The organism is Saezia sanguinis, assembly GCF_003991585.1.
Lineage (GTDB): Bacteria > Pseudomonadota > Gammaproteobacteria > Burkholderiales > Burkholderiaceae_C > Saezia > Saezia sanguinis.
In genome coordinates, this window is record NZ_PQSP01000009.1 from 106,493 (window position 1) to 127,776 (window position 21,284).

The window sequence follows — 21,284 nt, forward strand, 5'->3', positions numbered from 1 at the left end:
TATGCGGCGCTGGCTGGTGTTTTGGTTGACGGCGTTTTGTGTGGGCAGCGGCCTGGGCAACATTGCGCATGCCGCAGTGGATACGCACGAGTTCAAATCAGCGCAGCAGGAAAAGACGTATAACGAACTGGTTGCCGAGCTGCGCTGCCCGCAGTGCCAGAACAATAACATTGCCGAATCGAACGCGCCGCTATCGAACGACATGCGCGACAAGGTGTATGAGCTGCTGCAGCAGGACTACAGCAAGCAGCAGGTGGTGGATTACATGGTGGCGCGCTATGGCAATTTCATTACCTATGCCCCGCCGGTCACACCTGTGACGGTGGTGCTGTGGCTGGGGCCTTTGTGTGTGCTGCTGATTGGGGTGGCGTTTCTGGTTTACCGCTCCCGCCATGTGCCTGCCGCCATGCCGGCAGGTAGCGCCGCAGATGGCGCTGCTGATGGCGCCGCTGATGAAGATTTGCCGCAGCCGGCGGAAAGCGGCAGCAGTGCAGCGGTTTTAAATAGCCGCCCGCTGGCGCCTGCCTTCTGGTTGCTGTCCGGGGTGTTTTTGCTGTTGCTCACGGTTGGCATTTATTACAAAACAGGCGGCTGGCAGCAGGTGCGCTATCAGGCCAGTGTGGCACAGGCATTGCCTGATTTGAAGGCCAGGGCGGTCAATATCAATGAACGGTTGTCTGTACAGGATATGGAGCAACTGGCGTTCGGGCTGCGCGACGAACTGACGAAAACGCCCGATGACGTGTCAAACTGGATGCTGCTGGGCGATGTCTACCTGGGGCTGAACCGCTATGGCGAGGCGCTGCAGGCGATGTCACGCGCTTATACTTTGCGGCCCGATGACTTTGTGATTAAAAGCATTTATGGGCAGTTGCTGGTACGCTCGAACGATCCGGCAGACACGGCATTTGGTGAAAAGCTGCTGCGCGAGGTTTTGCAGCAAAACAGAACCGATACCTATGCCATCAGTGCGCTGGCGTTTTATGCGTATTCGCAGAACAGATATCAGGAAGCGATCCGCATGTGGGAGTATCTGCTGCAGATTCTGCCCAAGGATAATCCGCGTATTTCCGTTATCCAGCAAAGCATAGACCAGGCCAAACGCGACTATGATGCACAGCAAGGCAAGTGATTACCAGTTTGTCATGGACAACGTCTGCTGCTGGAAAGGCAACCGGCGGCTGTTTCAGCATGTCTCGCATACCTTGACGGGTGGTGAGCTGGTGCAGCTGGAGGGGCATAACGGTTCGGGCAAAACCAGCCTGCTGCGGATTCTGGCTGGCCTGTCGGTGCCCGAAGAGGGCGATGTGCTGTGGCAGCGGCAGTCTATTTACCAGCAGCCTGACGCCTATCGCCGGATCATGCTGTATATCGGGCACAAGACCGGGCTGAAAGATGTGCTGACCGCTTATGAAAACCTGGCTTTTTATCAGCGCGCCGAAGCAGCGCAGGCACAGCCGGGTGACATTGATGCGGCGCTCGAGCGCATCGGGCTCAAAGGCTATGAAGACCGGCCGGTCAGCCAGTTGTCTGCCGGGCAGCAGCGCCGGGTGGTGCTGGCGCGGCTGTTTTTGAGCCGTGCCGTGGTGTGGCTGCTGGATGAGCCATTTACCGCGATTGACAAGCAGGGGGTTGCGAACCTGATCGCGCTGTTTCGCCAGCACTGCGACCAGGGTGGTATTGTGTTGTTTACCAGCCATCAGCATGCGGCAGATTCGGGTATCCGCAAAATCACGCTGCATCAGCAGGCTGAATCTGCCACCCAGGCACAAGGGGCAGGCGCATGACGGGTATGCTGCTGGCCTTGCTGAAAAAAGAGTTGTGCTGCGCTTTTCGCAAACGCATTGAGATTGCCAATACGCTGCTGTTTTTTGTCATCATTGTCACGTTGTTTCCTATCAGCATTGACCACGACGTTGCCTTGCTCAGAAAGATTGCGCCGGGCATTATCTGCGTGGCGGCGCTGCTGTCAACGCTGTTGTCGCTGGAAAGGCTGTTTACCGACGACCTGCATGACGGCACGCTGGAGCAACTGGTTCTGTTGCCGGTACCGTTTTCGCTGGTGGTGCTGACCAAGGTGTTCTGCCACTGGCTGACCACCGGGTTGCCGCTGATTCTGATTTCCCCGGTGATTGCATTGCTGCTGTCGCTGGATGTGCAAACCTGGCTGACCGTGGTGCTGGTGTTGCTGCTGAGCACGCCGGCGCTGAGTTTTATTGGCGCGGTAGGGGCGGCGCTGACCGTGAGCCTGCGAAAAGGCAGCATTTTGTTGAGCCTGCTGACGCTGCCGCTGTATATTCCCACGCTGATTTTTTCAACCCTGGCGATCAATGCCTCTATGCTCTCGCAGCCTATTACAGGTTATCTGGCGCTGCTTGCGGCCATTTCGGTAGGTTCCATTACCCTGATGCCGCTGTTCATTGCCGCAGCGCTCAAAATCAATTTGCAGTAGTGCCGGCGGGCACGGGGCATGTGTCCGCGCGCGTGCTTTTTCGCCTTTTCTGTACCCATCCCAAGTTGCATAAAGCTGACGGAATCGTCGGTTTTTTTTGCGTTGCTTTCATAATCGTTTATGATGGTCCCCGCATAACGCGTAATATTTCATGAATTAATGTTCCAAGGTAGACAATGAAAAAGATCAAAGTTCTGTTGGGCCTGCTGGTGATTGTGGGGCTGGTGTATGTCGGGGCTGTATGGTGGAGCGGGGTGAAAACCCAGGAACGCTATGAAGAAAAAGGAGTTGCGCTGTCCGCCTGGCTGGCAACCAACCTGCCTGAGGCCAGAGTGACGCAACAAAGCTATGAGCGTGGCTTGTTTTCCGCCAGCAGTATGCTGCGCATAGAAGTGAATGGAGAGCCTTCTGTTATCGCGGGACGTTTGACATGCTTCATGATCAAGGATGGCACGATGATGGGCCGGCTGTTTGACCTGGGTGCTACGAACAGTTTCAATCCCCATATCTACCTGATGCGTGAAAATTGTGCTGAGCTGCAATCGGGCGATACCTCTTCGTTTGAAACGGAAAATGAAGAACCGGTACATCTTCAGGTCACGCTGAACAACCAGGCCTCGCATGGTCCGTGGCTGGGTTCGGGTTTTGGCATTGCCAAGGTGCATACGCAACTGTCGGTGGATGCCGATGGTCTGCCTGCAGAGTTGAAGTCTTATATCGAGTCGCTGCAGATTGATACGGTACGGCACTATTCACGCGATTATGATATGCGCATTGCCGGTCAGCCTTTTACCAAGACGCTGGGTACGGAGAGCATCGATTTCCAGGGCTTTAATTTGCGCCTGAATACACATGGTGGGCGCACGCTGATGGATGCGGCCATAGATATACCACGGCTGGTGCTGACGGCCGCAGGCGATGGTGATCAGAAGATCAGTATGCTGCTGGATGGCATCAGCCTGAAGTCCAGTGACCGTTCACTTGAAAGCACATGGAACTGGTTTTTGACCGGCAGCAGCGATTGGCGCCTGAAACAGATGGAGCTGACAACGGATGCATTGCCGGGTAAATGGGTACGTTGTGATAACCTTTCGCTGACATCCCTGGCGACTTTGAAGGGGACGATTTATGGCGAAAAAGATCAGGTTGTTCTCACCTGCTCAACCAACCATTATGAGAAACCGCTGGAAATGAAGGGTGTGCTTGATCTGTCGGTTACAAATATAGATACCCAGCCGCTTGCCAATATGTTCAGCAAATCCATGGAGCTGCTGGAGCAAGCCGGTGGCGACACCTCTGACCCGCGCGTTAACCGTGAAATGGCTGCCTATATGATGGAGCAACTGCCGGTATTTTTCAGCAGTGAGCCCGGATTCCTGCTGAATGCCGATTTCCACCTCAATGGGCGCAAGGTGATGAACCTGTCGTCCGAAATGAAGACCTACCCGATCAGCAGCGATGAAGCAAAAATGCCGGTGTATGTTCTGCTGCCAAGCAAGCTGTTCCTGAGTATGGCCTATAGCGTGGATGCTGACCTGATGCTTAATGGTGATCCGGATTATGGCTGGCCTGCTCCTGGGTCTTCACTGATGAACAGAATGGTCAGGGATGGAGACAACTACAAAATTGAATTGATTTATGACCGCGGTACGATCAAGATGAATGGCGAAGAGAAGAAGCTGTTTTAATCTGCTGTATCAACATCCCGGGGACAAAATGGTCACCCGGGATGTTTGTTTTGGAACATGCCGCTTGTTGCGCCGGGATGCTGTGCGGATGGCTGTAATAGGATAGACGATGAAAAAAATCAAACTGCTTTTGGGGCTGCTTGTCATTATCGGCGCGGGTTACTGCGGGGCCGTATGGTGGAGCGGGGTGAAAACCCAGGAACGCTATGAAGAAAAAGTGGTGGCACTTTCCACATGGCTGGCAGCGAATGCGCCTGAGGTGAAAATTACCGCGCAAAGCTATGAGCGGGGCTTTTTCTCGGCCAGCAGTACGCTGGCTTTACAGTTTGACGGGCCGTCGTCTGCCCTGGGTATGCGCTCGCTGTGTTATCTGTTTGAAAACACGTTCATGGGAAAAGCTGCCCGTGCTGGCGGTACAGATGATGAAATCGACCGTTTTCACGATGGCTGTGTGGCGCTGCAGACCGAAAATGTTTATCCGTCTGAAATGGATGATGATCAGCAGGTGCAGGTACAGGTTATTGTGGATAACCGGATTCAGCATGGCCCGTGGCTTGCAGGGCAGGGGCTGGGCATTGCCCATGTGCAGACACAACTGAAGGTGCATTCTGACGTGTTGCCTGAGTATCTGCGCGCTTATATAGAGTCGCTGCAGATAGATACGGTGCGGCATTATTCGCGCGATTATGATATGCGCATTGCCGCGCCTGCATTCTCCAGGGAGTTTGATGGCCTGGGCCGCCTGGATTTTGATGGCTTTAAGCTGAACCTGGTGACGCACGATGCCCGCAAGCGCATGGACTATGCGCTGGATATGCCGCGTTTTGAAATGCAGGCCAATGTAGGCGAGCAGACGGTTCGTGTTGAGGCGGCTGGCTTGAGTATGAAGTCGACCGGCGCTTTGCCTGAAAAAGGCTGGCTGGGTTGGCTGGTGGGTGATGGCGAGTCGGCCATCAAACGACTGGAGGTCACCTCAACGGCCTGGCCGGACAAATGGGGCCGTTGCGAAAATGTGGTGTTCAACGGGCGCTCTCATTTCAATGGCGATCTGTATAACGAAAAAGGGCTGGGCCGCATTACCTGCAGTACCAATTATTTTGATGCACCGCTGGAGGTAAAGGCAGACCTGGATGTTTCCATGGAAAACTTCAATCTGCCATGGATGGTGAATTTTTACAGCCGCTTTGTGGAACAGTCATTGGCTGAGTACACTTCCGCTGACCCGGTCAGCGCTTCCAGGGCGATGACAGATTTTATGCTGCAGGAAATCCCGGTTTTCCTTAAAAGCGAACCGGCATACCAGTACAAGCTGGTGCTGCAGGTGAACCAGAAGCCGGTCGCAGATTTGCTGACGGAGTTTAAGGGCTACCCGATCAACGATGAAGAAATGAAGATAGCGCCTTACATCCTGATTCCAAGCAAGGTCAGTCTGCGTACCGCGTATTCGCTGGATGCCAATACGCTGCTCAACGGTTTTCCCGAGTATGGCTGGAACGGGTTTTCTGCCGAAGAGCTGGGGGACGGCTTTTTGAGCAGGGTGCTGGTCAGGGACGGTGACCATTACCGGATGGACTTCAGCTTTGACCGTGGGGACGTCAAAATCAACGGCGAAAAACTGGGGTTGTTTTAAGCACTAGCGGTACGCCGACTGTCAGGCTGGCCGTGCCGGTGTATGTCAGGCCAGCGTGTGTGCTGTATTTTTTTGCTCAGGCCGGGAAAAAGCGGTAGTGGCCTGTCATCTTGAAGTCCATCAGCATATCGTCTTCGCGAGCACCGAGCCCGATGTTGTGAATGATGTACGGGCGCTTGCCGAGCATGGTATAGCGGTCTGACACGATGGCGATATGCGGGCGGTTGCCACCCAGCATGTAGGTGACGAGGTCGCCCGGCGCATAATCCTGTGCATTGTCAGTAACGGCTAACGCGGCACGCTGCCGTTTGAAGAACGTTTGCAGGTTGGGCACCCGCCGATGGTCAATGTTGCGGTCGGGCTTGCTCATGCCCCAGATGCTCGGATAGGCCGAGAACGCGCGTTGCATGTCTTCATGCACGGTTTTTTGCAGGTCGTAGCCAAATGCTGTGCGGTAGGCGCGCACAACCACGTCAGTGCACACGCCCCGGATCATGGGCACATCGCCCCCCGGATAGTCCAGCCGAACATAGCTGCCGTCGTAAATCAGCGTGCTGCCCACCTGTTCGCGTGCTGCGCCGACCAGTGCCTTGGCCGCTTCGGAAATTTCAAGTGAAGTGGGGGTTGCCCATGCCAAAGATGTCAGGGCAGGTGAGGTGATGGCACCAGAGAGTGCTCCCAGAATGAATATGCGGCGTTTCATCGGTGTTGGTACAAACAGGTCGTGTGAATGTTAAAAACGGGTTTTACCGTTGGCTGGCCTTCCCAAAAGCAGGGGGTGCCAGGGTGAGCCTCAGCCATTGTAGCAAAGCGTGTGATGGTGCAGCGCCTGGCAGCACCTGACAGCACTTAACAATACCTGATCGCACCTGAAAAAAAGCCTGCTTGGCAACAAGCAGGCTTTTGTGATTGAATTCAACAGAATGGTGTGAATTTACAATCAGGCGGTTGGCGCCTTGACCGCAAATTTTCTTGCATAAGAGGTGAACAGCCTTTCTGTCAGATTATGCAGGTGTTTGGGCAGATCCAGCGGCGTGAGCGCCATGCGCACAGCCGTGTCAATCGGCAGGTTGGACTGGATGATTTCTGTCGATTTTTTCAGGATGTGTTTAAACCGCTCTGAATCCAGTGGCTCGTTCGGGTAACGTGCCTTGAACACGTATTTAAGCGCCATGGCGCTGTCTTCATCACGGATCATATCCAGGCGGCGGTGAATGGCGCGCGTGATGTTGATGCGGCCAGCCGGAGCCTTTTCCATATATTCCTTGAAGTAGTGCAAAAATACTTTGTAATGCCGGATTTCATCTTTGCGGATACGCTCGACCAGGTCTACCAGGACGGGTTCTTTGGAATAGTGCCCAATCGAGTAATACAGGCTCGAAGTTCCGGTTTCGACAATGCAGCGCGAAACCAGTTCCAGTCCGCGGTCTTCTTCGTAGTATTCGCCTGAGCAGGTGGGTTCATATTCGGCCATGAAGGCCGCATAGGCAGATTGCCAGTCAAAGTCAGGCCAGACGGTGGTGACAAACTTGGCCAGCGAGTCGCCGTGCTGTACTTCTTCCGGTTCCCAACTGGCTTGCAGCCAGCCGGCCACTTCCTTGTGGTCCTGGAAGTGAACGATCAGTTCACTGGTGTATTTGTCGGAAGCACGCTCCACAAAAGAGGCAGCAGCCAGTGTGAACATCAGCGGCTCATCTTTGAGTAACTGCTCTGTGTCAATTTTGTCATAAGCAATTTCGCTCATGTGCCAGGGCAAACCGTCTTTGGTTTCGTTTGTTGTTTCCATACGCGTTTAACCAGTAAGTCGTTGATAAAAGTGTGATATAGATTCTATACCATGCAGGTTGCATCCCCAAGCAGAAAGTGAACGCTTGAACGGCCATTGACTGCAGACAATAGGGCAAATAGGGCAGTGTAATCTGGCGCATTCGAACACTCTGGCTGGCAGCTTAACAAGCCCGTTGCTGCCATGGGCTTGGGGGCACAGAGCAGCAGGATCTCAAAATGCTCCCACAACGCTGCGTTTTATACAGCCCGTAGAATCATGGTGGCAGATTGGCCCGGCACAACCATCAAAACTCATCAGATGACAGCAAGCAGAACCGGTACGAGAGCGAACCAGCACCAACAAGCAGAGCAAACTGGCTGTATCCTACCCTGATTAATCGGTGAATGTATGATCTAACTCAAGAAATAGGCATTTTAGATGTAGTAGATTGCTGCGTTATTCTTGGGTTGCCGGTATAGCGATGCAATTTTCTATTAACTTCTGTTATTTTTAATCAAAATTAATTTATTTTTACTTAAATTTCGCTAAAAGTATTTAATTTTGAATATGTTATGGGTGGCTGGAGCTGGTTAATCAGGTTCCAACTGTTCTACCTGAAAAGAAGTTGACGCGTATCGAACCTTGAGGGAACGCCGTGTAGTAGAGTAGGCAGAATCCGATGTGTTAAAGATGGTTTTGCAGCATCATAAGTAACGGTATCCCTTTGAAGCAAAGGTGCACATGAATACTGACTTCATCAACCTGACAGCAGAAAACCTTGCAGATGAGCATTTATGCTGCATTATCCGCAGTAAAAAGCCGCATCCGGGTGTTGAGGCAAAACGGCAATGGCTTTCTGAGCGCATTGGTGAAGGGCATGTTTTCAGAAAGCTGAATGCGAAGGCAACCGTTTTTATTGAGTATGCCCCTCTGGAGACCGCCTGGGTTCCCATCATGGGTGACAACTATGTTTATCTGTATTGCTTATGGGTTTTGGGGAGTGACAAAGGCAAGGGGTATGCCAAATCGCTGATGGCGTATTGTCTGGCGGATGCCAAAGAAAAGGGTAAATCCGGCGTTTGCATGCTTGGAGCCCAAAAACAAAAAGCCTGGCTTTCTGACCAGGCATTTGCCAAGAGGTTTGGCTTTGAGGTGGTGGATACGACCGATCATGGTTATGAGCTGCTTGCGCTTTCTTTTGATGGAACCACGCCAAGGTTTGCACCCAATGTGAAAACCCCCAAAATTGAAAACAAAGCGCTGACCATTTATTACGGTATGCAATGCCCTTATGTCTGCCAAAGCGTTGAGATGATCAAACAGTATTGCGAAGTGAATGACGTGCCTGTATCTTTCATCCAAGTAGATACGCTGCAAAAAGCCAAGGAACTGCCTTGTGTTTTTAATAACTGGGGTGTTTTTTATAAAGGCAATTTTGAGACGGTGAATTTGCTGGATGTTACCTACTTAAAGAGAATACTTAAAAAATGAAGGGGCGGGAGGCCTGTTGCCCAGTTGTCCTGTTGTGCCTGGCAGGCCTGTTTGGTTTGCCTGGCTTGCATGATTCTGAGGGTTATTACGCTATGCGCCTGTGAGGTAAGGCAGAATAATTATTTTCATGCGCTGGCTGCAGGCTGTAAAACAGGCCGGGGCGCAAATGGGCGTACACATACACACAAAGGCAATTGAGCCGATCACACAGGAGGTTACTCATGGAACTGATGGTCAACCATTTTAAAAAAGCCATACGCCAGGGACAGCCTCAACTGGGACTGTGGTCAACGCTGACCAACCCGATCAGCACGGAACTGATTGCCTGCTGCGGTTATGACTGGATCATGCTCGATACCGAGCACAGCCCGGCGGACATGGGGCATATTGTGGCGCAGTTGCAGGCGGTTGGTGCGGCGCAGGCGGCTCTTGGCAAGCCTGTTTCGGCACTGGTACGCCCGGCTTGCAATGATGTGGTGCTGATCAAGCGTTTTCTGGATATGGGGGCGCAGACGCTGTTGATTCCCAGCGTGGATACGCTGGAAGAAGCACAGCAGGCGGTACAGGCCGTGCGTTACCCGCCGCTGGGCATCCGGGGCATGGGTGGGCCGGCAACCAGGGCAGCGCGTTATGGTCAGCTTAAAGGTTATGTCAAGTGCTGCGAGGATGAAATCTGCCTGGTGATTCAGGCCGAAACGCAGACTGCACTGGAAAATCTGGAAGCGATGACCTGCCTGGAAGGTGTGGATGGCGTTTTCATTGGCCCGGCGGATTTGTCTGCCAGTATGGGGTATCCGGGAGAGCCGTTTCACCCCCAGGTGCAGGCGGCGATTGAAGATGCGATCAAGCGCATCAAAGCATGCGGCAAGGCTCCTGGTATTCTGATGGCCGATTTAAAGTACGCCCGGCGTTACATGGATCTGGGGGCCGTTTTTGTGGCATTGGGCATGGATGCGCTGGTGCTGACGAATGGCGCCATGCGGATTTTGCAGGACTTTGAAGCCCTGTCGCATCCGCAGGGGAGCTGAAATCCAGGCGGACAGTGCCATGCTGTGCAAGCCGCCTGCTTGCTGTGCGGTACGGCGGCATGGCAGCGCGGCCAGCCCCGGATTATTGCTCAACAAATGCGCGTTCGATGACGAAGTCACCCGGGCGGGTGGTGTTGCCTTCTTTGAAGTTCCAGTGTTCCAGCAGTGTTTTCAGATCGCGCAGCATTTCCGGGCTGCCGCAGATCATGGCACGGTCTTCTGCCGGATTCAGGCGCGGCAGTTCCCATTTCTGGGCCAGCCGGTCGCTGTCCAGAATGGCCGGAATGCGGCCCTGGTTTTCAAACGGTTCGCGCGTGACCGTGGGGTAATACAGCAGTTGCTGGGAAATCATCTCGCCTAAAAATTCGTGCTTGGGCAGATGCTGTTCAATGTATTCTCTGTACGCCAGTTCTTCGATAAAACGCACACCATGAATCAGTACCACCTGTTCAAAGCGTTCATAGGTCTCAGGATCGCGGATGATGGACATGAAGGGAGCCAGCCCGGTGCCGGTGGCCAGCAGGTACAGGCGCCGGCCGGGCAGCAGATAATCGATCAGCAGGGTGCCGGTGGGCTTTTTGCCGACAATGACGGTATCGCCCGGCTGAATATGCTGCAGGCGTGAGGTGAGCGGGCCGTCCTGCACCTTGATGCTCAGGAATTCCAGCGTTTCTTCATAGTTGGGGCTGACAATGCTGTAAGCGCGCAGCAGCGGTTTGTTGTTGACCATCAGGCCAATCATGGTGAAATGCCCGTTGGAAAAGCGCAATCCGGTGTCGCGTGTGGTGGTAAAGGAGAAGAGGCGGTCTGTCCAGTGGTGAACGGTTAAAACTTTTTCGTGATGAAAGGCGCTCATAGTAACGTGCTAAAAATACAAATTAATTCGGTTGTTAATGGTGTTTGAATATTCGGGCGCTGCGCATTGATGGTCTGCTGCCGGGTTGGCGCATTTCTAATGCTGTGGCTGCCCCGCCAAGTATAACGGTTATAAGGTGTGTTGAAAGATTTCCGTGTTTCAAACGGTTGATTAGGGTCAGAACTCATCAAATAAGGCGGCGTTGCCGAATGCGTGTGCATGGCGGCCTTAGCGGCGTTACTTTTTGTTTTTGCTTAAACCGGCTTTGTGCGCATGTTCCTGCTCCTGCCCCTGCGCCTGTCCCTGCTTCTGGTAAAACTCGTGATCATCGTGAGCGATGGTCAGCAGCGTTTCTGCTGCGTCAACCGTAATCTGTCCGTGCTGTAACAGTTCTGCCATGGTGTTGCGCAACAAGGTATGTGCAGCGGTGAAACCTATTTTGTCCAATATGGCATCAATCTGCCGGGCCGCTTCGCGCCGTTTGGCCGCAAATGTTTCGGGGTTGGAAGCCGCATTGCCTAGGCTGTGGCTGACGCTGTTTTCCTGCACCGTGTGTGGTGTGGCGGTGTTGACTGCGGGTGTCCAAGGTGTTTTGCCTGTGCGGGCAGGTGCGCCGTTGAGTATGTATTCAATATCCAGATTCAACTCCGGACGCTTTTCACTCAGTATGCGCAGCTTTTCTTCCGGGAACGACTTGCGCTGGCTGCGGGCGTTGAATGCACCATAAGACATGCCAAGCAGTTCAGCCACTTTTTTATTGGATGCAACATCCAATTGCGCTTTTAAACGCAGCAGTATTTGATCAAAGTCGTTCACAGGCATTATACAATATTATACAAAATAATGTTTGATCAGCGGGTTAAAAATTGCATATAATTGCACAAAATTAATTAAAATTAGACAATTGGAGCTGCTATCAATGGCACGGACCGTTCGTGAAGTTCTCGCAGAGTTTAATCGAAGGGGAATAACCATTACCGAGTGGGCATCTCATCATCAATTCAGCAGGGTTCTTGTGTATGCTGTTCTGAGAGGAGACCGCAAGTGTCTCAGAGGCCAAAGCCACAGAATTGCCGTAGCGCTTGGCATCAAAGATAGTGAACTCTTACATTCTAAGCGTAAACATTGAATCGGGACAGTATTTTTGTATAAATTTGTCGAAAGCGGGCAACCTATTTTCCGTAATTTTCCCGGTACTTTGTACTCCGGCATCAAATAATGTGGTTGTAAGTTGTTCAACAGGCCTGCTGTGGTGTATATTTTGATATCATTGGCAAGCCCTTGGCGCATAGCGGTAGTTTCATATCTGCTATAGTCCGGGCTGTCTGTACGGGGCTGGTGCTGAAAGATGGAACGCTTAGGGCATTCAGGCAGCCTCGAAAAATTAGTTGACGCACACGTATGTTAAGGTTGAAAGCGGTATATTGATCTGTATGTGTTGGTTTACAGAAGCGAATATTCGTATGTGAGTATTGTTTCTTTACAAGAATGAATTGAGTTTACTTTTATAATTGAGAAAAGTATAACCATCAGGTTAACCGCTGGTTCCTTAAAGGATAGATGAGTGCAGGATACATTTGAAAAAGCCGTTGTGTTTGTCGATTTGAGCAGCAGTACCACGCTGTTTGAAGCCATTGGCGACAAAGACGCAACCGGCTTTGTGCGCAGAATCACCAGCGATATCGCAACGCATTTGCAGCAGCACGGGGGAAAGGTTCTAAAGTTCCTCGGCGATGGTGTGATGGCGATTTTTGATGAAGCGGAATTCGCTGTGCGGGCCTGCCTTCAACTGGGCACGGTGTTCATGGCTTCTGATGCGCTGTCGATGGGGGGCGTGCTTGCGCCAGACCACGGCGTTGCCGTGCGTGTGGGCATTGATTATGGCGCGGTGATTGAAGTGGACAACGACGCCTATGGCGATATTGTCAACGTTGCTTCCAGGCTGCTGACGCTGGCCAAGCCCGGAGAACTGCTGCTGACGGCGGCGGTTTATACGCAACTGGCATTTTCCACGCGCGAAGGCTGCCGGCGTTTGGGGCGGGTATTTCTGCGTGGCAAAAGCTCGCCTGAGCTGATTTATGGCCTGAACCTCTCGGTGGAAAGCAGTGAGTCAGGGGACATCACCCAGTTCAATGATACCGGCGCCAGTGTCAAACACTTTATCAGTGGCGACATTGTGTCTTCCATAGAGTTGCAGTTCGGGCAAACGCCTTATTTTTTCGGCAATGAGTCCATGCCGGTCACGATTGGCCGCTCATCCGAGTGTGATCTGGTGGTGCCTGATAACCGGGTGTCGCGCACCCATGTGCGGCTGGACTGGTTTGATGGTCAGTTCTATCTCACCGATATCAGCATTAATGGTACCATGGTGCAGTACGGGACAAGTGATCTGGAGTCTTCCTTTCCGCTTTCGCTGCGCCGCCAGCGTTGCGCATTGTCGCGTGACGGGTATATCATTCTGGGATTGCTGGACCGGCATAAGAAAGTAGATGAATCCGGTCAGAATATGCCGCCTTTCCTGCGGTTTTCGATTACGAATAAAAAAATAGGGCATCCTGAGGCCGGGTAACGCTTGAATTTTGTGGCGCTGGTCCTCAATTAACGGATCAGACAGGAGATATTCATATATGCCACAAGAAAAATTTACATCTATTTTTACCGATGCGTTGAGCCAGGCACAGTCGTTGGCACTGGGGCACGACCATGCCTATATTGAGCCGGTGCATATTCTGGCAGCGATGCTGGACCAGCAGGACGGTCCCAAATCGCTGCTGGCACGCGCTGGCGTCAATGTGCCCGGTTTGCAAAAAGCGGCGGATGCCGCTATGGACCGTTTGCCGACGGTGCAGGGGCAGGAGCAGGTTCAGTTCGGGCGCGATTCCGTCCGTTTATTGCAGGCCGCCGAAAAAGAAGCCATTAAACGTGGCGACCAGTATGTAGCCAGTGAAATGTTTTTACTGGCTTTGGCCGACAGCAAGGACAATACCGGCGAGCTGGTACGCCAGCACGGGTTGAGCCGCAAGGCGCTCGAAGACGCCATTACCGCTGTGCGCGGTGGTGCCACAGTAGACAACCCGGATGCGGAAGGCCAGCGTGAAGCGCTGAAAAAATACACGCTGGATTTGACCGAACGCGCCCGCTTGGGCAAGCTTGATCCGGTGATCGGGCGTGACGAAGAGATCCGCCGCACCATTCAGGTATTGCAGCGCCGTTCCAAAAACAACCCGGTGCTCATTGGTGAGCCCGGTGTGGGTAAAACAGCCATTGTGGAAGGGCTGGCCCAGCGCATTATTTCAGGCGAAGTGCCCGATACGCTGCGCGATAAAAAAGTGCTCTCACTGGATATGGCAGGGTTGTTGGCCGGGGCCAAGTACCGTGGTGAATTTGAAGAGCGGCTTAAACAGGTGCTTAAAGAAGTGTCTGCTGAAGAGGGGCGTATCATTTTGTTCATTGACGAAATCCACACCATGGTGGGTGCCGGCAAGGCCGAGGGTGCAATGGACGCAGGCAACATGCTCAAACCCGCACTCTCGCGCGGCGAGCTGCATTGCATAGGTGCCACCACGCTGGACGAGTACCGCAAGTACATTGAAAAAGATGCCGCACTGGAGCGCCGGTTCCAGAAGGTGCTGGTGGAAGAGCCTTCGGTGGAAGATACAATTGCCATTTTGCGTGGGCTGCAGCAGCGCTATGAAGTGCACCATGGCGTGCAGATTACCGACCCGGCGATTGTCGCTGCGGCCGAGCTTTCCAACCGCTACATCACCGACCGTTTTCTGCCCGATAAGGCGATTGACCTGATTGACGAGGCGGCGGCCAAGATCAAGATCGAGATTGATTCCAAACCCGAGGTGATGGACCGGCTGGACCGGCGTATCATCCAGCTCAAGATTGAGCGCGAAGCAGTGAAAAAAGAGAAGGATGAAGCGTCTCAAAAGCGCCTGGGCCTGATTGAAGAGGAAATTGAAAAACTCTCCAGAGAATACGCCGACCTGGAAGAAATATGGAAGCAGGAAAAAGCCGCTGCGCAAGGGTCTGCACACATCAAGGAAGAGATTGACCAGATCAACCTGCAGATTGAAGACTACAAGCGCAAGGGCGACTTCAACAAGGTGGCCGAGCTGCAATACGGCAAACTGCCCGAACTGCAAAAGCAGTTGAATGAGGCGCAGGCCAAGGAGTCCAGCGGCAAAGGCGGGCAGGGTGGTAACAAGCTGCTGCGCACGCAGGTGGGTGCCGAAGAAATTGCCGAAGTGGTGTCGCGCTCCACCGGTATTCCGGTTTCCAAAATGATGCAGGGCGAGCGGCAGAAACTGCTGCATATGGAAGAGTATCTGCACCAGCGAGTGGTGGGGCAGGATGAAGCGGTGCAGGCGGTCAGCGATGCGATCCGCCGCTCACGCTCGGGCCTGTCAGACCCGAACCGTCCCTATGGTTCGTTCCTGTTCCTGGGGCCAACCGGTGTTGGTAAAACCGAGCTGTGCAAAGCGCTGGCAGCGTTCCTGTTTGATTCGCAGGAGCATCTGGTGCGCGTTGACATGAGCGAGTTCATGGAGAAGCACTCGGTGAGCCGCCTGATCGGTGCGCCGCCCGGCTACGTGGGCTATGACGAAGGCGGTTACCTGACCGAAGCGATCCGCCGCAAACCGTATAGCGTGGTGTTGCTGGACGAAGTGGAAAAAGCGCACCCGGACGTGTTCAACGTGTTGTTGCAGGTGCTTGACGATGGCCGCCTGACCGATGGCCAGGGCCGTACGGTGGATTTTAAGAACACCGTGGTGGTGATGACCTCCAACCTGGGCTCGCACCTGATTCAGAGCATGGTCGGGCGCGATCATGCCGAGATCAAGGACGCGGTGTGGGATGAACTGAAGCAGCACTTCCGGCCCGAGTTCCTGAACCGGATTGATGAAACCGTGGTATTCCACAGCCTGGATGCGAAAAACATCGAAGCCATTGCCAAGATTCAACTGGGTTATCTGGAAGCACGGCTGGAAAAAATGGATCTTAAACTGGATGTCAAACCCAACGCGCTGGCAGAGCTGGCGAAAGTGGGCTTTGATCCGCTGTTTGGTGCCCGGCCGCTCAAGCGCGCCATTCAGCAGCGCATTGAAAATCCGCTTTCCAAACTGCTGCTGGAAGGCCGGTTCATGCCCAAGTCGGTGATTGAAGTGGATGTGGACCCGATTCAGGCACCCGGCGAGTTTCAGTTTAAACTCGAGGCGCAGGAGTAAGCGGCCCCCGCATCGTGTTCATCGTGTTATCATGAACTTTACCCGGCATCCCCCGCTCAAACAGGGTATGCCGGGTTTTTGATCATCAAGGAATGAAAGTTTTGGCCGCAACCCACTTTATGGATACATTGATTCAGATTATTTTTCGCATTGCGTTGTTTTTCATCGGGCTGATGTTTTTCATGCTGCTGGTCTTTATCGGCCTGGTGCTCGCAGGGCTGTGGTTGCTGCGCTCGCTGTGGTACAAGATTACCGGAAAACCGCGGCCAACGTTCAGTGCATTTCGTTTTACGCCGCGGCAGGGCTTTGATTTCTTTTATGGCCGTGCCGGTCAGAATCCGCCGCGCCCAAGTCAGCGCGCGATGGACGATGTGGTGGATATTGAAGTTAAAAGCGACCCCACGCATGGGGATGACGATCCTCCGCACCAGATCAACCGCTGATGTCTTATTGTTTCCTTGACAAGTGCCTGCACCTCATGAGGGGTGAAGTCCCCCATTCAGGGGGCCGGCATTGAGCGCGTTATCCAAACTGGTGGTCCTGATCATTTTTGTGGGGCTCTTTTTTGTCTGGAAAGAGCATTCGTCGGTATTTCATTCTGAGGCCCGCAAGGGCATGCCCCAGTCTTTGGGTGAGGGGATGATTTGCCCAGTGTTGCCGCCTTCGGTACGCTCCGGCGCTGACCCTTTGCAAACAAATGTGCCGGCCGGTCTGAGGCCGTTTCAGTTTTCGCAGGCAACCATCATCCCTCTGGCCGGGTACAGCATAGAAGCCCGCGTTTTATCGCGCAAGGATTACAGTCACGACGTATCGCCGATGGATATTCTGGTGGGCTGGGGGCCTATGTCCAGAGAAGATGTAACCAGCAAGCTTGTTTTCGGCCAGAACCGGCGCTTTGGATCTTGGACCGCCAGAGCCGGAAATCCCCCGATCAGCTATACCGAAATCAACCGTCACGCTGCCAACATGCATCTGATTCCTGCCAATTACGAGGTGGCCAAGGCGATAGCAGGTATTCGTGCGGACGATACTGTGCGTTTACATGGCTGGCTGGTTCGTGTTGAGCAGGACAATGGACGGCGCTGGAGCAGTTCACTGTCCCGCACCGATCAGGGTGATGGAGCCTGTGAGCTGATGCTGGTTTGTGACATGAGTATGGTGTCTACGGCCGCTTCCGATGCGCCTTCATCCGGAAAAACATTTTTATGGTGGTAACGCACACCGTCTGCAATGCCGTGTTTTTCAATGACCACCATCTAAATGGTGTGCAAAAAATGTGCGAAGCTTTGAGCGGCGGTTTTTGAGATAATCATGGGGTTGTAGCCGCGAATCCGGCAAGATGCATTCGGGCATTTTGCAATACAGGGTTCAGGACAGGCATGTTTGATGAACCGTTTGATATAAGAGCTGACATTGAATACACCCATGCAAACCGCAGCCCCGGAATATGAGAGCCGCTTTGACCGCAAGAACCATGACTTCCGTGTGATGGCTGTGGTGGGCATTGCGCATGCCATGAGCCACTTTGCGCAGTTGGTACTGCCGCTGCTGTCGCCGCGCATGACGGTGGATTTCGGCGTTAACTATACCCAACTGGGGTTTGTGCTGACGGTGTTTTTTGCTTCGTCATTCATTACCCAGACGGCTTCCGGTTTTATTGTGGATACCAAGGGCCCGCGCCCCATTTTGCTGACCGGGCTGACTTTGATTGTGCTGGGCATCAGCGGGTATGCGTTCAGTACCTCGTACTGGATGCTGCTGTTGTCGGCGGTGGCGCTGGGCGTGGGGAACGGGGTGTTTCATCCGGCCGATTACACGCTGCTGAACTGGCTGGTGAAGTCCCGGCGGCTGGCACATGCCTACAGTGCGCACGGTATTACCGGTACGCTGGGCTGGGCGCTGGCGCCGGTGTTTGTGGTGCCGATTGCGGCGGCCACTTCGTCCTGGCGGATTGCCATGGGCGCTGCGGCGGCGCTGGTGGCTGTGGTGCTGCTGGTGGTGTTTTCCCAGCGCCGTTTGCTGGGGGGCGCAGCGCTGACAGAGATGAAGCTCTCCGCCAGCACCAGGGCTGCCAGCCGTGCTGACAGCCAGGCGTCGCAGGAGTCCACGTTTGCATTTTTAAAGCTGCCCGCCATCTGGATGTGCATGGGCTTTTTCTTTTTTTATGCGCTCAGTGGCAGTGCTATCCAGACCTACGCGGCCGTGGCGGTGAACGGGCTGTTTGGCCTGTCGGAACAGTGGGCGGCGTATTGCGTCACGTTTTTCATGGTGGCTTCAATGGCCGGCATGGTTTGGGGTGGTTTTCTGGCTTCTGATCCGTCACGCTGCGAAAAGATTGTCGGCGTCGGTTTTGGCTGCTCGGCCACGGTGGCGCTGGGGGTGGCTTTCTTGCCGCTGCCGGTGGTGATGGTGCCGGTCATGTTCATGCTGATGGGGTTTGCCACCGGTATTGCCGGGCCTTCGCGTGACCTGATTGTCAAACGTGCGACGCCGGCCCGTGCCAGTGGCCGGGTGTTTGGCATTGTGTATGCCGGGCTGGATATCGGGCAGGGGCTGGCGCCGATGATCTATGGCCGCCTGATGGACCACCAGAACTATGCCGGATTGTTCATTGCGCTGGCCGTTGTGCAGGGCGTGTTGATTGCCAGTGCGTTCAATGTGCGGCGTACCGGGGCCGGAGCCAAGTCTTCCGTATAGAGCGGCCTTTTTCAGCCTGATTTTTTGTGTGTCTGGCAGATACTTGGCCGCGGTGTGGTCTGGGGCGGACGTTGGTCAATGCCATCGGTACGGCTGGTGGAGCAGGCCACGTCTTTTTGGGCTTCCAGTTGTTGCAAACGCTCCTGCAGTGCCCGCGAGATGTTTTTATAGGCATCTTCTCCCAGCGCCAGCCGCAAAGGCGGCTGTGGTGCCTGCGCGGCTTCAATGATGCGGGTGGCTATTTTGACCGGGTCGCCAATGCTTGGAAAACGCCCCATGGTGAGCAGTTTTCTGTAAAGCCCCACGGTGGACTGCTGATAGGCCGGCAACTGGCCGACAGAGGTTTGCGCATGCTCGTCAATGTCTGTGGATGCGCGGCCTGGTTGCACAATGGTGATGTGAATATCAAACGCCGCGACTTCGCGCGCGACAGATTCGCAGAACCCTTCAATGCCCCATTTGCTGGCATGGTACAGGCTCAGCGCCGGAAATGTAATCTGTCCGGCCTCGCTGGAAAGCTGAATAATGCGACCGTGCTTTTGTTGGCGCATATACGGCAGCATGGCGCGTATCAGGAAGATGGGGCCATACAGGTTGGTCTGAAGCTGCCGGTGTATCTGCTCAGGCTCAAGTTCTTCCAGCGCGCCCAGTAAAACGTAACCCGCGTTGCTGACCAGGACGTCGATTGATCCAAAGTGCTCGTGCGCCGCTTTGATCACCGGGGCAATGCTGTCAAGCTCAGTGACATCGAGCTTGCTGACCCATAACTGCCGGGGGTATTGTGCCTGCAGGGCATTGAGCGCGTCAAAGCTGGCGCGGGTGGTGGCTGCGACCTGTTTTCCGAGTGCCAGCAACTGGCGTGTGAGTTCCAGCCCAAACCCGCCGCCTGCGCCGGTGATGAACCAGGTTTGGGTGTTGCTCACAGCGCTCACAGGGATACGCCCTCACGCATAGCGACATGAACGGGCTGTCCGCCTTCGCGCAGCATGAGTGCCTTCCAGGCAAAACGGGGAGGTGTTTCGGACGTCAGGGTAAAACGGGCATGGGTGACCAAGGTGTGCAGAAAGCCTGCAAGCTCAACCAGTGCAAAATTTTTGCCTCCGCATACCCGGGGCCCCAGGCTGAACGCGGTATTGACGCCACTGTTCTTGCGGTTTTGCGCCGGGCGCTTGTCGTCCCCCAGGTGCAGTTCCCAGGCAGAGGGATGCAGACGCTCATCATGCTGCACGCCAATCAGCGATATCATGATATTTTGCCCGGCTTTCACCGGCTCGCCCCCGATGACGTCGTCCTGAATAGCCAGACGGTCCAGAATCGGTGATGACGGAAACAGGCGCAGGGCTTCGGAAATCCAGGCGCCGATCAGCTCCAGCTTGGAGATGCTCTGCCAGTCTGCCGTATCGGTATACGGAGCGCATATCTGGTATAGCTCTTCCTGTTTTTGCGGATAACGTGCCAGCAGGTAGCACAGCCAGCCAACCGTGGCGGCGGTGGTTTCCGCACCGGCGGAGAACAGGGTAAGGAGTTCGTGTTCCAGCACGACTTTCCCGTCGCGGTCGGCTTGCAGCAAAGCATCCAGCAGCGGGCTCGAAGGTATTTTTCCCTGGCGGAACGGGGCCAGGTCTTTGAGTGTCTGCTGGCGCAGTTCGGTGAGCTTGTGTTGCAGCTCTTTGGAAGCCTGGCTGGACTGTCCGGGCGGAACCAGCGCCATGTCTGCGCTGTATTCCATCAGGTGTCCCAGGTTGGTAATGTCTACATTGGCCTGTTCTAGGGTAATGCCAAAAAAGTTTTCAATCAGCACAGAGATGGCCATGCGCCGCAGGGTGTCGTCGTCCATTGTGGTCTGGCCCGCCTGGCTGGCGCGAACCAGCTCAGGGAGCACTTTGCGGGCATATTTGCAGGCCAGGGCAAAGGTGGCCTGCCGGTCAAAACGGACAAAAAAAGGCTGGGTCAGGTCGCGGCGGACTTCCCATTCCTGTCCGTCTTCAGAGAAACGCGACCTGCCGATGGCCTGGCGGAACCAGACCATGTTTTTCAGATAATTCTTGTGGTTCAGACGTAATACGTAATCGGCATCTTCAAAGCGCTGTATCAAAAATATCGGCACATCGCTGAAATGAACCCAGACATTTTGGCCATTGTGTGTACGGGCCAGGTCATGAAGATGGTTACATAGGTCTAAACCCGTTTGAATCATGTCATTTCTTTCTTTAAAAGGGCAGCCATGCTTTCGACAGAACGTATCTCCAGCAAATCCATGGCGTCTATTTCATGACCGACGGTTTTTTCCATTTCAGTCACCATGTTTTCAAAGCTGAGGCTGTCCAGTGGTTGTATATCGTTGAGTGTGCCGCTGTTGGGTATTTTTTCTACCGGAATGAGCAGGCAACCGGAAATAATCTCTTTGGCTTTTTGTAAATAGTCCATGCAATTCTCCTTT

At 54.0% G+C, this 21,284-nt stretch carries 20 protein-coding genes; 13 read left to right on the top strand and 7 right to left on the bottom strand.

The features are described 5' to 3' along the window. Position 1: 1 nt before the first annotated feature. The 5 genes from CUZ56_RS12945 (at position 2) to CUZ56_RS12965 (ending at position 5,770) form a co-directional block, all read left to right on the top strand. A complete protein-coding gene (locus tag CUZ56_RS12945) occupies positions 2-1,132 on the top strand; it encodes a cytochrome c-type biogenesis protein CcmH (protein WP_126980823.1) in 1,131 nt (376 codons plus the stop codon). Continuing rightward, positions 1,110-1,787, top strand: a complete 678-nt coding sequence (gene ccmA, locus CUZ56_RS12950) for a cytochrome c biogenesis heme-transporting ATPase CcmA (RefSeq protein WP_204250906.1) — start codon at positions 1,110-1,112, stop codon at positions 1,785-1,787. The genes CUZ56_RS12945 and ccmA overlap by 23 nt, the downstream gene beginning before the upstream one ends. Further along, on the top strand, positions 1,784-2,452 hold the full coding sequence (ccmB, locus tag CUZ56_RS12955; RefSeq protein ID WP_204250907.1) for a heme exporter protein CcmB: 669 nt from the start codon (positions 1,784-1,786) through the stop codon (positions 2,450-2,452). The genes ccmA and ccmB overlap by 4 nt, the downstream gene beginning before the upstream one ends. 176 nt (positions 2,453-2,628) lie before the next feature. Beyond that, on the top strand, positions 2,629-4,140 hold the full coding sequence (locus CUZ56_RS12960) for a DUF945 family protein (protein ID WP_126980824.1): 1,512 nt from the start codon (positions 2,629-2,631) through the stop codon (positions 4,138-4,140). Between the two features lie 109 nt (positions 4,141-4,249). Further along, positions 4,250-5,770, top strand: a complete 1,521-nt coding sequence (locus CUZ56_RS12965; protein ID WP_126980825.1) for a DUF945 family protein — start codon at positions 4,250-4,252, stop codon at positions 5,768-5,770. Between the two features lie 76 nt (positions 5,771-5,846). On the opposite strand, the gene CUZ56_RS12970 is transcribed toward CUZ56_RS12965, so the two are convergent. Beyond that, positions 5,847-6,473: a DUF1287 domain-containing protein gene (locus CUZ56_RS12970; protein ID WP_126980826.1), complete on the bottom strand. Its 627-nt coding sequence runs from the start codon at positions 6,471-6,473 to the stop codon at positions 5,847-5,849. Positions 6,474-6,710: 237 nt separating this feature from the next. After that, the gene (locus CUZ56_RS12975) at positions 6,711-7,556 is read right to left on the bottom strand and encodes a ferritin-like domain-containing protein (RefSeq protein WP_126980827.1); all 846 of its coding nucleotides are present in this window, start codon (positions 7,554-7,556) and stop codon (positions 6,711-6,713) included. 723 nt (positions 7,557-8,279) lie between these two features. Here CUZ56_RS12975 and CUZ56_RS12980 point away from each other — a divergent pair. Both CUZ56_RS12980 and CUZ56_RS12985 read left to right on the top strand, forming a co-directional pair. After that, positions 8,280-9,029 (top strand): N-acetyltransferase, encoded by a 750-nt coding sequence (locus CUZ56_RS12980; RefSeq protein ID WP_126980828.1) that lies wholly within the window; start codon positions 8,280-8,282, stop codon positions 9,027-9,029. 221 nt (positions 9,030-9,250) lie between these two features. Beyond that, positions 9,251-10,057, top strand: a complete 807-nt coding sequence (locus CUZ56_RS12985) for an HpcH/HpaI aldolase family protein (RefSeq protein ID WP_126980829.1) — start codon at positions 9,251-9,253, stop codon at positions 10,055-10,057. An 82-nt stretch (positions 10,058-10,139) separates the two neighbouring features. Here CUZ56_RS12985 and CUZ56_RS12990 read toward each other — a convergent pair whose 3' ends face one another. Together CUZ56_RS12990 and CUZ56_RS12995 are read right to left on the bottom strand one after the other, a co-directional pair. After that, entirely contained in the window at positions 10,140-10,913 is a 774-nt protein-coding gene (locus tag CUZ56_RS12990; protein ID WP_126980830.1) for a ferredoxin--NADP reductase, read from the bottom strand. A 237-nt stretch (positions 10,914-11,150) separates the two neighbouring features. Then, complete coding sequence (locus CUZ56_RS12995; protein ID WP_126980831.1) at positions 11,151-11,729, bottom strand: helix-turn-helix domain-containing protein; 579 nt, start codon at positions 11,727-11,729, stop codon at positions 11,151-11,153. 103 nt (positions 11,730-11,832) lie between these two features. Here CUZ56_RS12995 and CUZ56_RS13000 point away from each other — a divergent pair, with 103 nt between their 5' ends. The 6 genes from CUZ56_RS13000 (at position 11,833) to CUZ56_RS13025 (ending at position 18,844) form a co-directional block, all read left to right on the top strand. Beyond that, the gene (locus CUZ56_RS13000; protein ID WP_126980832.1) at positions 11,833-12,042 is read left to right on the top strand and encodes a DNA-binding protein; all 210 of its coding nucleotides are present in this window, start codon (positions 11,833-11,835) and stop codon (positions 12,040-12,042) included. A 435-nt stretch (positions 12,043-12,477) separates the two neighbouring features. Further along, positions 12,478-13,482 carry an adenylate/guanylate cyclase domain-containing protein gene (locus tag CUZ56_RS13005; RefSeq protein ID WP_126980833.1) on the top strand — a complete coding sequence of 335 codons (1,005 nt, stop codon included), beginning with the start codon at positions 12,478-12,480 and terminating at the stop codon, positions 13,480-13,482. A 58-nt stretch (positions 13,483-13,540) separates the two neighbouring features. Beyond that, a complete protein-coding gene (gene clpB / locus CUZ56_RS13010) occupies positions 13,541-16,147 on the top strand; it encodes an ATP-dependent chaperone ClpB (RefSeq protein WP_126980834.1) in 2,607 nt (868 codons plus the stop codon). A 119-nt stretch (positions 16,148-16,266) separates the two neighbouring features. Next, on the top strand, positions 16,267-16,590 hold the full coding sequence (locus CUZ56_RS13015) for a hypothetical protein (RefSeq protein WP_126980835.1): 324 nt from the start codon (positions 16,267-16,269) through the stop codon (positions 16,588-16,590). Between the two features lie 70 nt (positions 16,591-16,660). Continuing rightward, the gene (locus tag CUZ56_RS13020) at positions 16,661-17,362 is read left to right on the top strand and encodes a hypothetical protein (protein WP_126980836.1); all 702 of its coding nucleotides are present in this window, start codon (positions 16,661-16,663) and stop codon (positions 17,360-17,362) included. A 210-nt stretch (positions 17,363-17,572) separates the two neighbouring features. Next, complete coding sequence (locus CUZ56_RS13025; protein ID WP_126980837.1) at positions 17,573-18,844, top strand: MFS transporter; 1,272 nt, start codon at positions 17,573-17,575, stop codon at positions 18,842-18,844. Between the two features lie 11 nt (positions 18,845-18,855). On the opposite strand, the gene CUZ56_RS13030 is transcribed toward CUZ56_RS13025, so the two are convergent. The 3 genes from CUZ56_RS13030 to CUZ56_RS13040 are packed head-to-tail and all read right to left on the bottom strand — an operon-like array spanning position 18,856 to position 21,271. After that, a complete protein-coding gene (locus tag CUZ56_RS13030; protein WP_239442513.1) occupies positions 18,856-19,776 on the bottom strand; it encodes an SDR family oxidoreductase in 921 nt (306 codons plus the stop codon). Next, positions 19,773-21,041, bottom strand: a complete 1,269-nt coding sequence (locus CUZ56_RS13035) for a cytochrome P450 (protein ID WP_126980838.1) — start codon at positions 21,039-21,041, stop codon at positions 19,773-19,775. Before CUZ56_RS13035 ends, CUZ56_RS13030 begins: the two co-directional genes overlap by 4 nt. Further along, positions 21,038-21,271 (bottom strand): acyl carrier protein, encoded by a 234-nt coding sequence (locus CUZ56_RS13040; protein WP_126980839.1) that lies wholly within the window; start codon positions 21,269-21,271, stop codon positions 21,038-21,040. The genes CUZ56_RS13035 and CUZ56_RS13040 overlap by 4 nt, the downstream gene beginning before the upstream one ends. Positions 21,272-21,284 lie beyond the last annotated feature (13 nt).

Bases quoted from the DNA above. Each gene is read 5' to 3' on its own strand.
- CUZ56_RS12945 (WP_126980823.1), top strand. From the start codon at position 2: ATGCGGCGCTGGCTGGTGTTTTGGTTGACGGCGTTTTGTGTGGGCAGC.
- ccmA (WP_204250906.1), top strand. From the start codon at position 1,110: ATGATGCACAGCAAGGCAAGTGATTACCAGTTTGTCATGGACAACGTC.
- ccmB (WP_204250907.1), top strand. From the start codon at position 1,784: ATGACGGGTATGCTGCTGGCCTTGCTGAAAAAAGAGTTGTGCTGCGCT.
- CUZ56_RS12960 (WP_126980824.1), top strand. From the start codon at position 2,629: ATGAAAAAGATCAAAGTTCTGTTGGGCCTGCTGGTGATTGTGGGGCTG.
- CUZ56_RS12965 (WP_126980825.1), top strand. From the start codon at position 4,250: ATGAAAAAAATCAAACTGCTTTTGGGGCTGCTTGTCATTATCGGCGCG.
- CUZ56_RS12970 (WP_126980826.1), bottom strand. From the start codon at position 6,473: ATGAAACGCCGCATATTCATTCTGGGAGCACTCTCTGGTGCCATCACC.
- CUZ56_RS12975 (WP_126980827.1), bottom strand. From the start codon at position 7,556: ATGGAAACAACAAACGAAACCAAAGACGGTTTGCCCTGGCACATGAGC.
- CUZ56_RS12980 (WP_126980828.1), top strand. From the start codon at position 8,280: ATGAATACTGACTTCATCAACCTGACAGCAGAAAACCTTGCAGATGAG.
- CUZ56_RS12985 (WP_126980829.1), top strand. From the start codon at position 9,251: ATGGAACTGATGGTCAACCATTTTAAAAAAGCCATACGCCAGGGACAG.
- CUZ56_RS12990 (WP_126980830.1), bottom strand. From the start codon at position 10,913: ATGAGCGCCTTTCATCACGAAAAAGTTTTAACCGTTCACCACTGGACA.
- CUZ56_RS13000 (WP_126980832.1), top strand. From the start codon at position 11,833: ATGGCACGGACCGTTCGTGAAGTTCTCGCAGAGTTTAATCGAAGGGGA.
- clpB (WP_126980834.1), top strand. From the start codon at position 13,541: ATGCCACAAGAAAAATTTACATCTATTTTTACCGATGCGTTGAGCCAG.
- CUZ56_RS13015 (WP_126980835.1), top strand. From the start codon at position 16,267: ATGGATACATTGATTCAGATTATTTTTCGCATTGCGTTGTTTTTCATC.
- CUZ56_RS13025 (WP_126980837.1), top strand. From the start codon at position 17,573: ATGCAAACCGCAGCCCCGGAATATGAGAGCCGCTTTGACCGCAAGAAC.
- CUZ56_RS13035 (WP_126980838.1), bottom strand. From the start codon at position 21,041: ATGATTCAAACGGGTTTAGACCTATGTAACCATCTTCATGACCTGGCC.
- CUZ56_RS13040 (WP_126980839.1), bottom strand. From the start codon at position 21,271: ATGGACTATTTACAAAAAGCCAAAGAGATTATTTCCGGTTGCCTGCTC.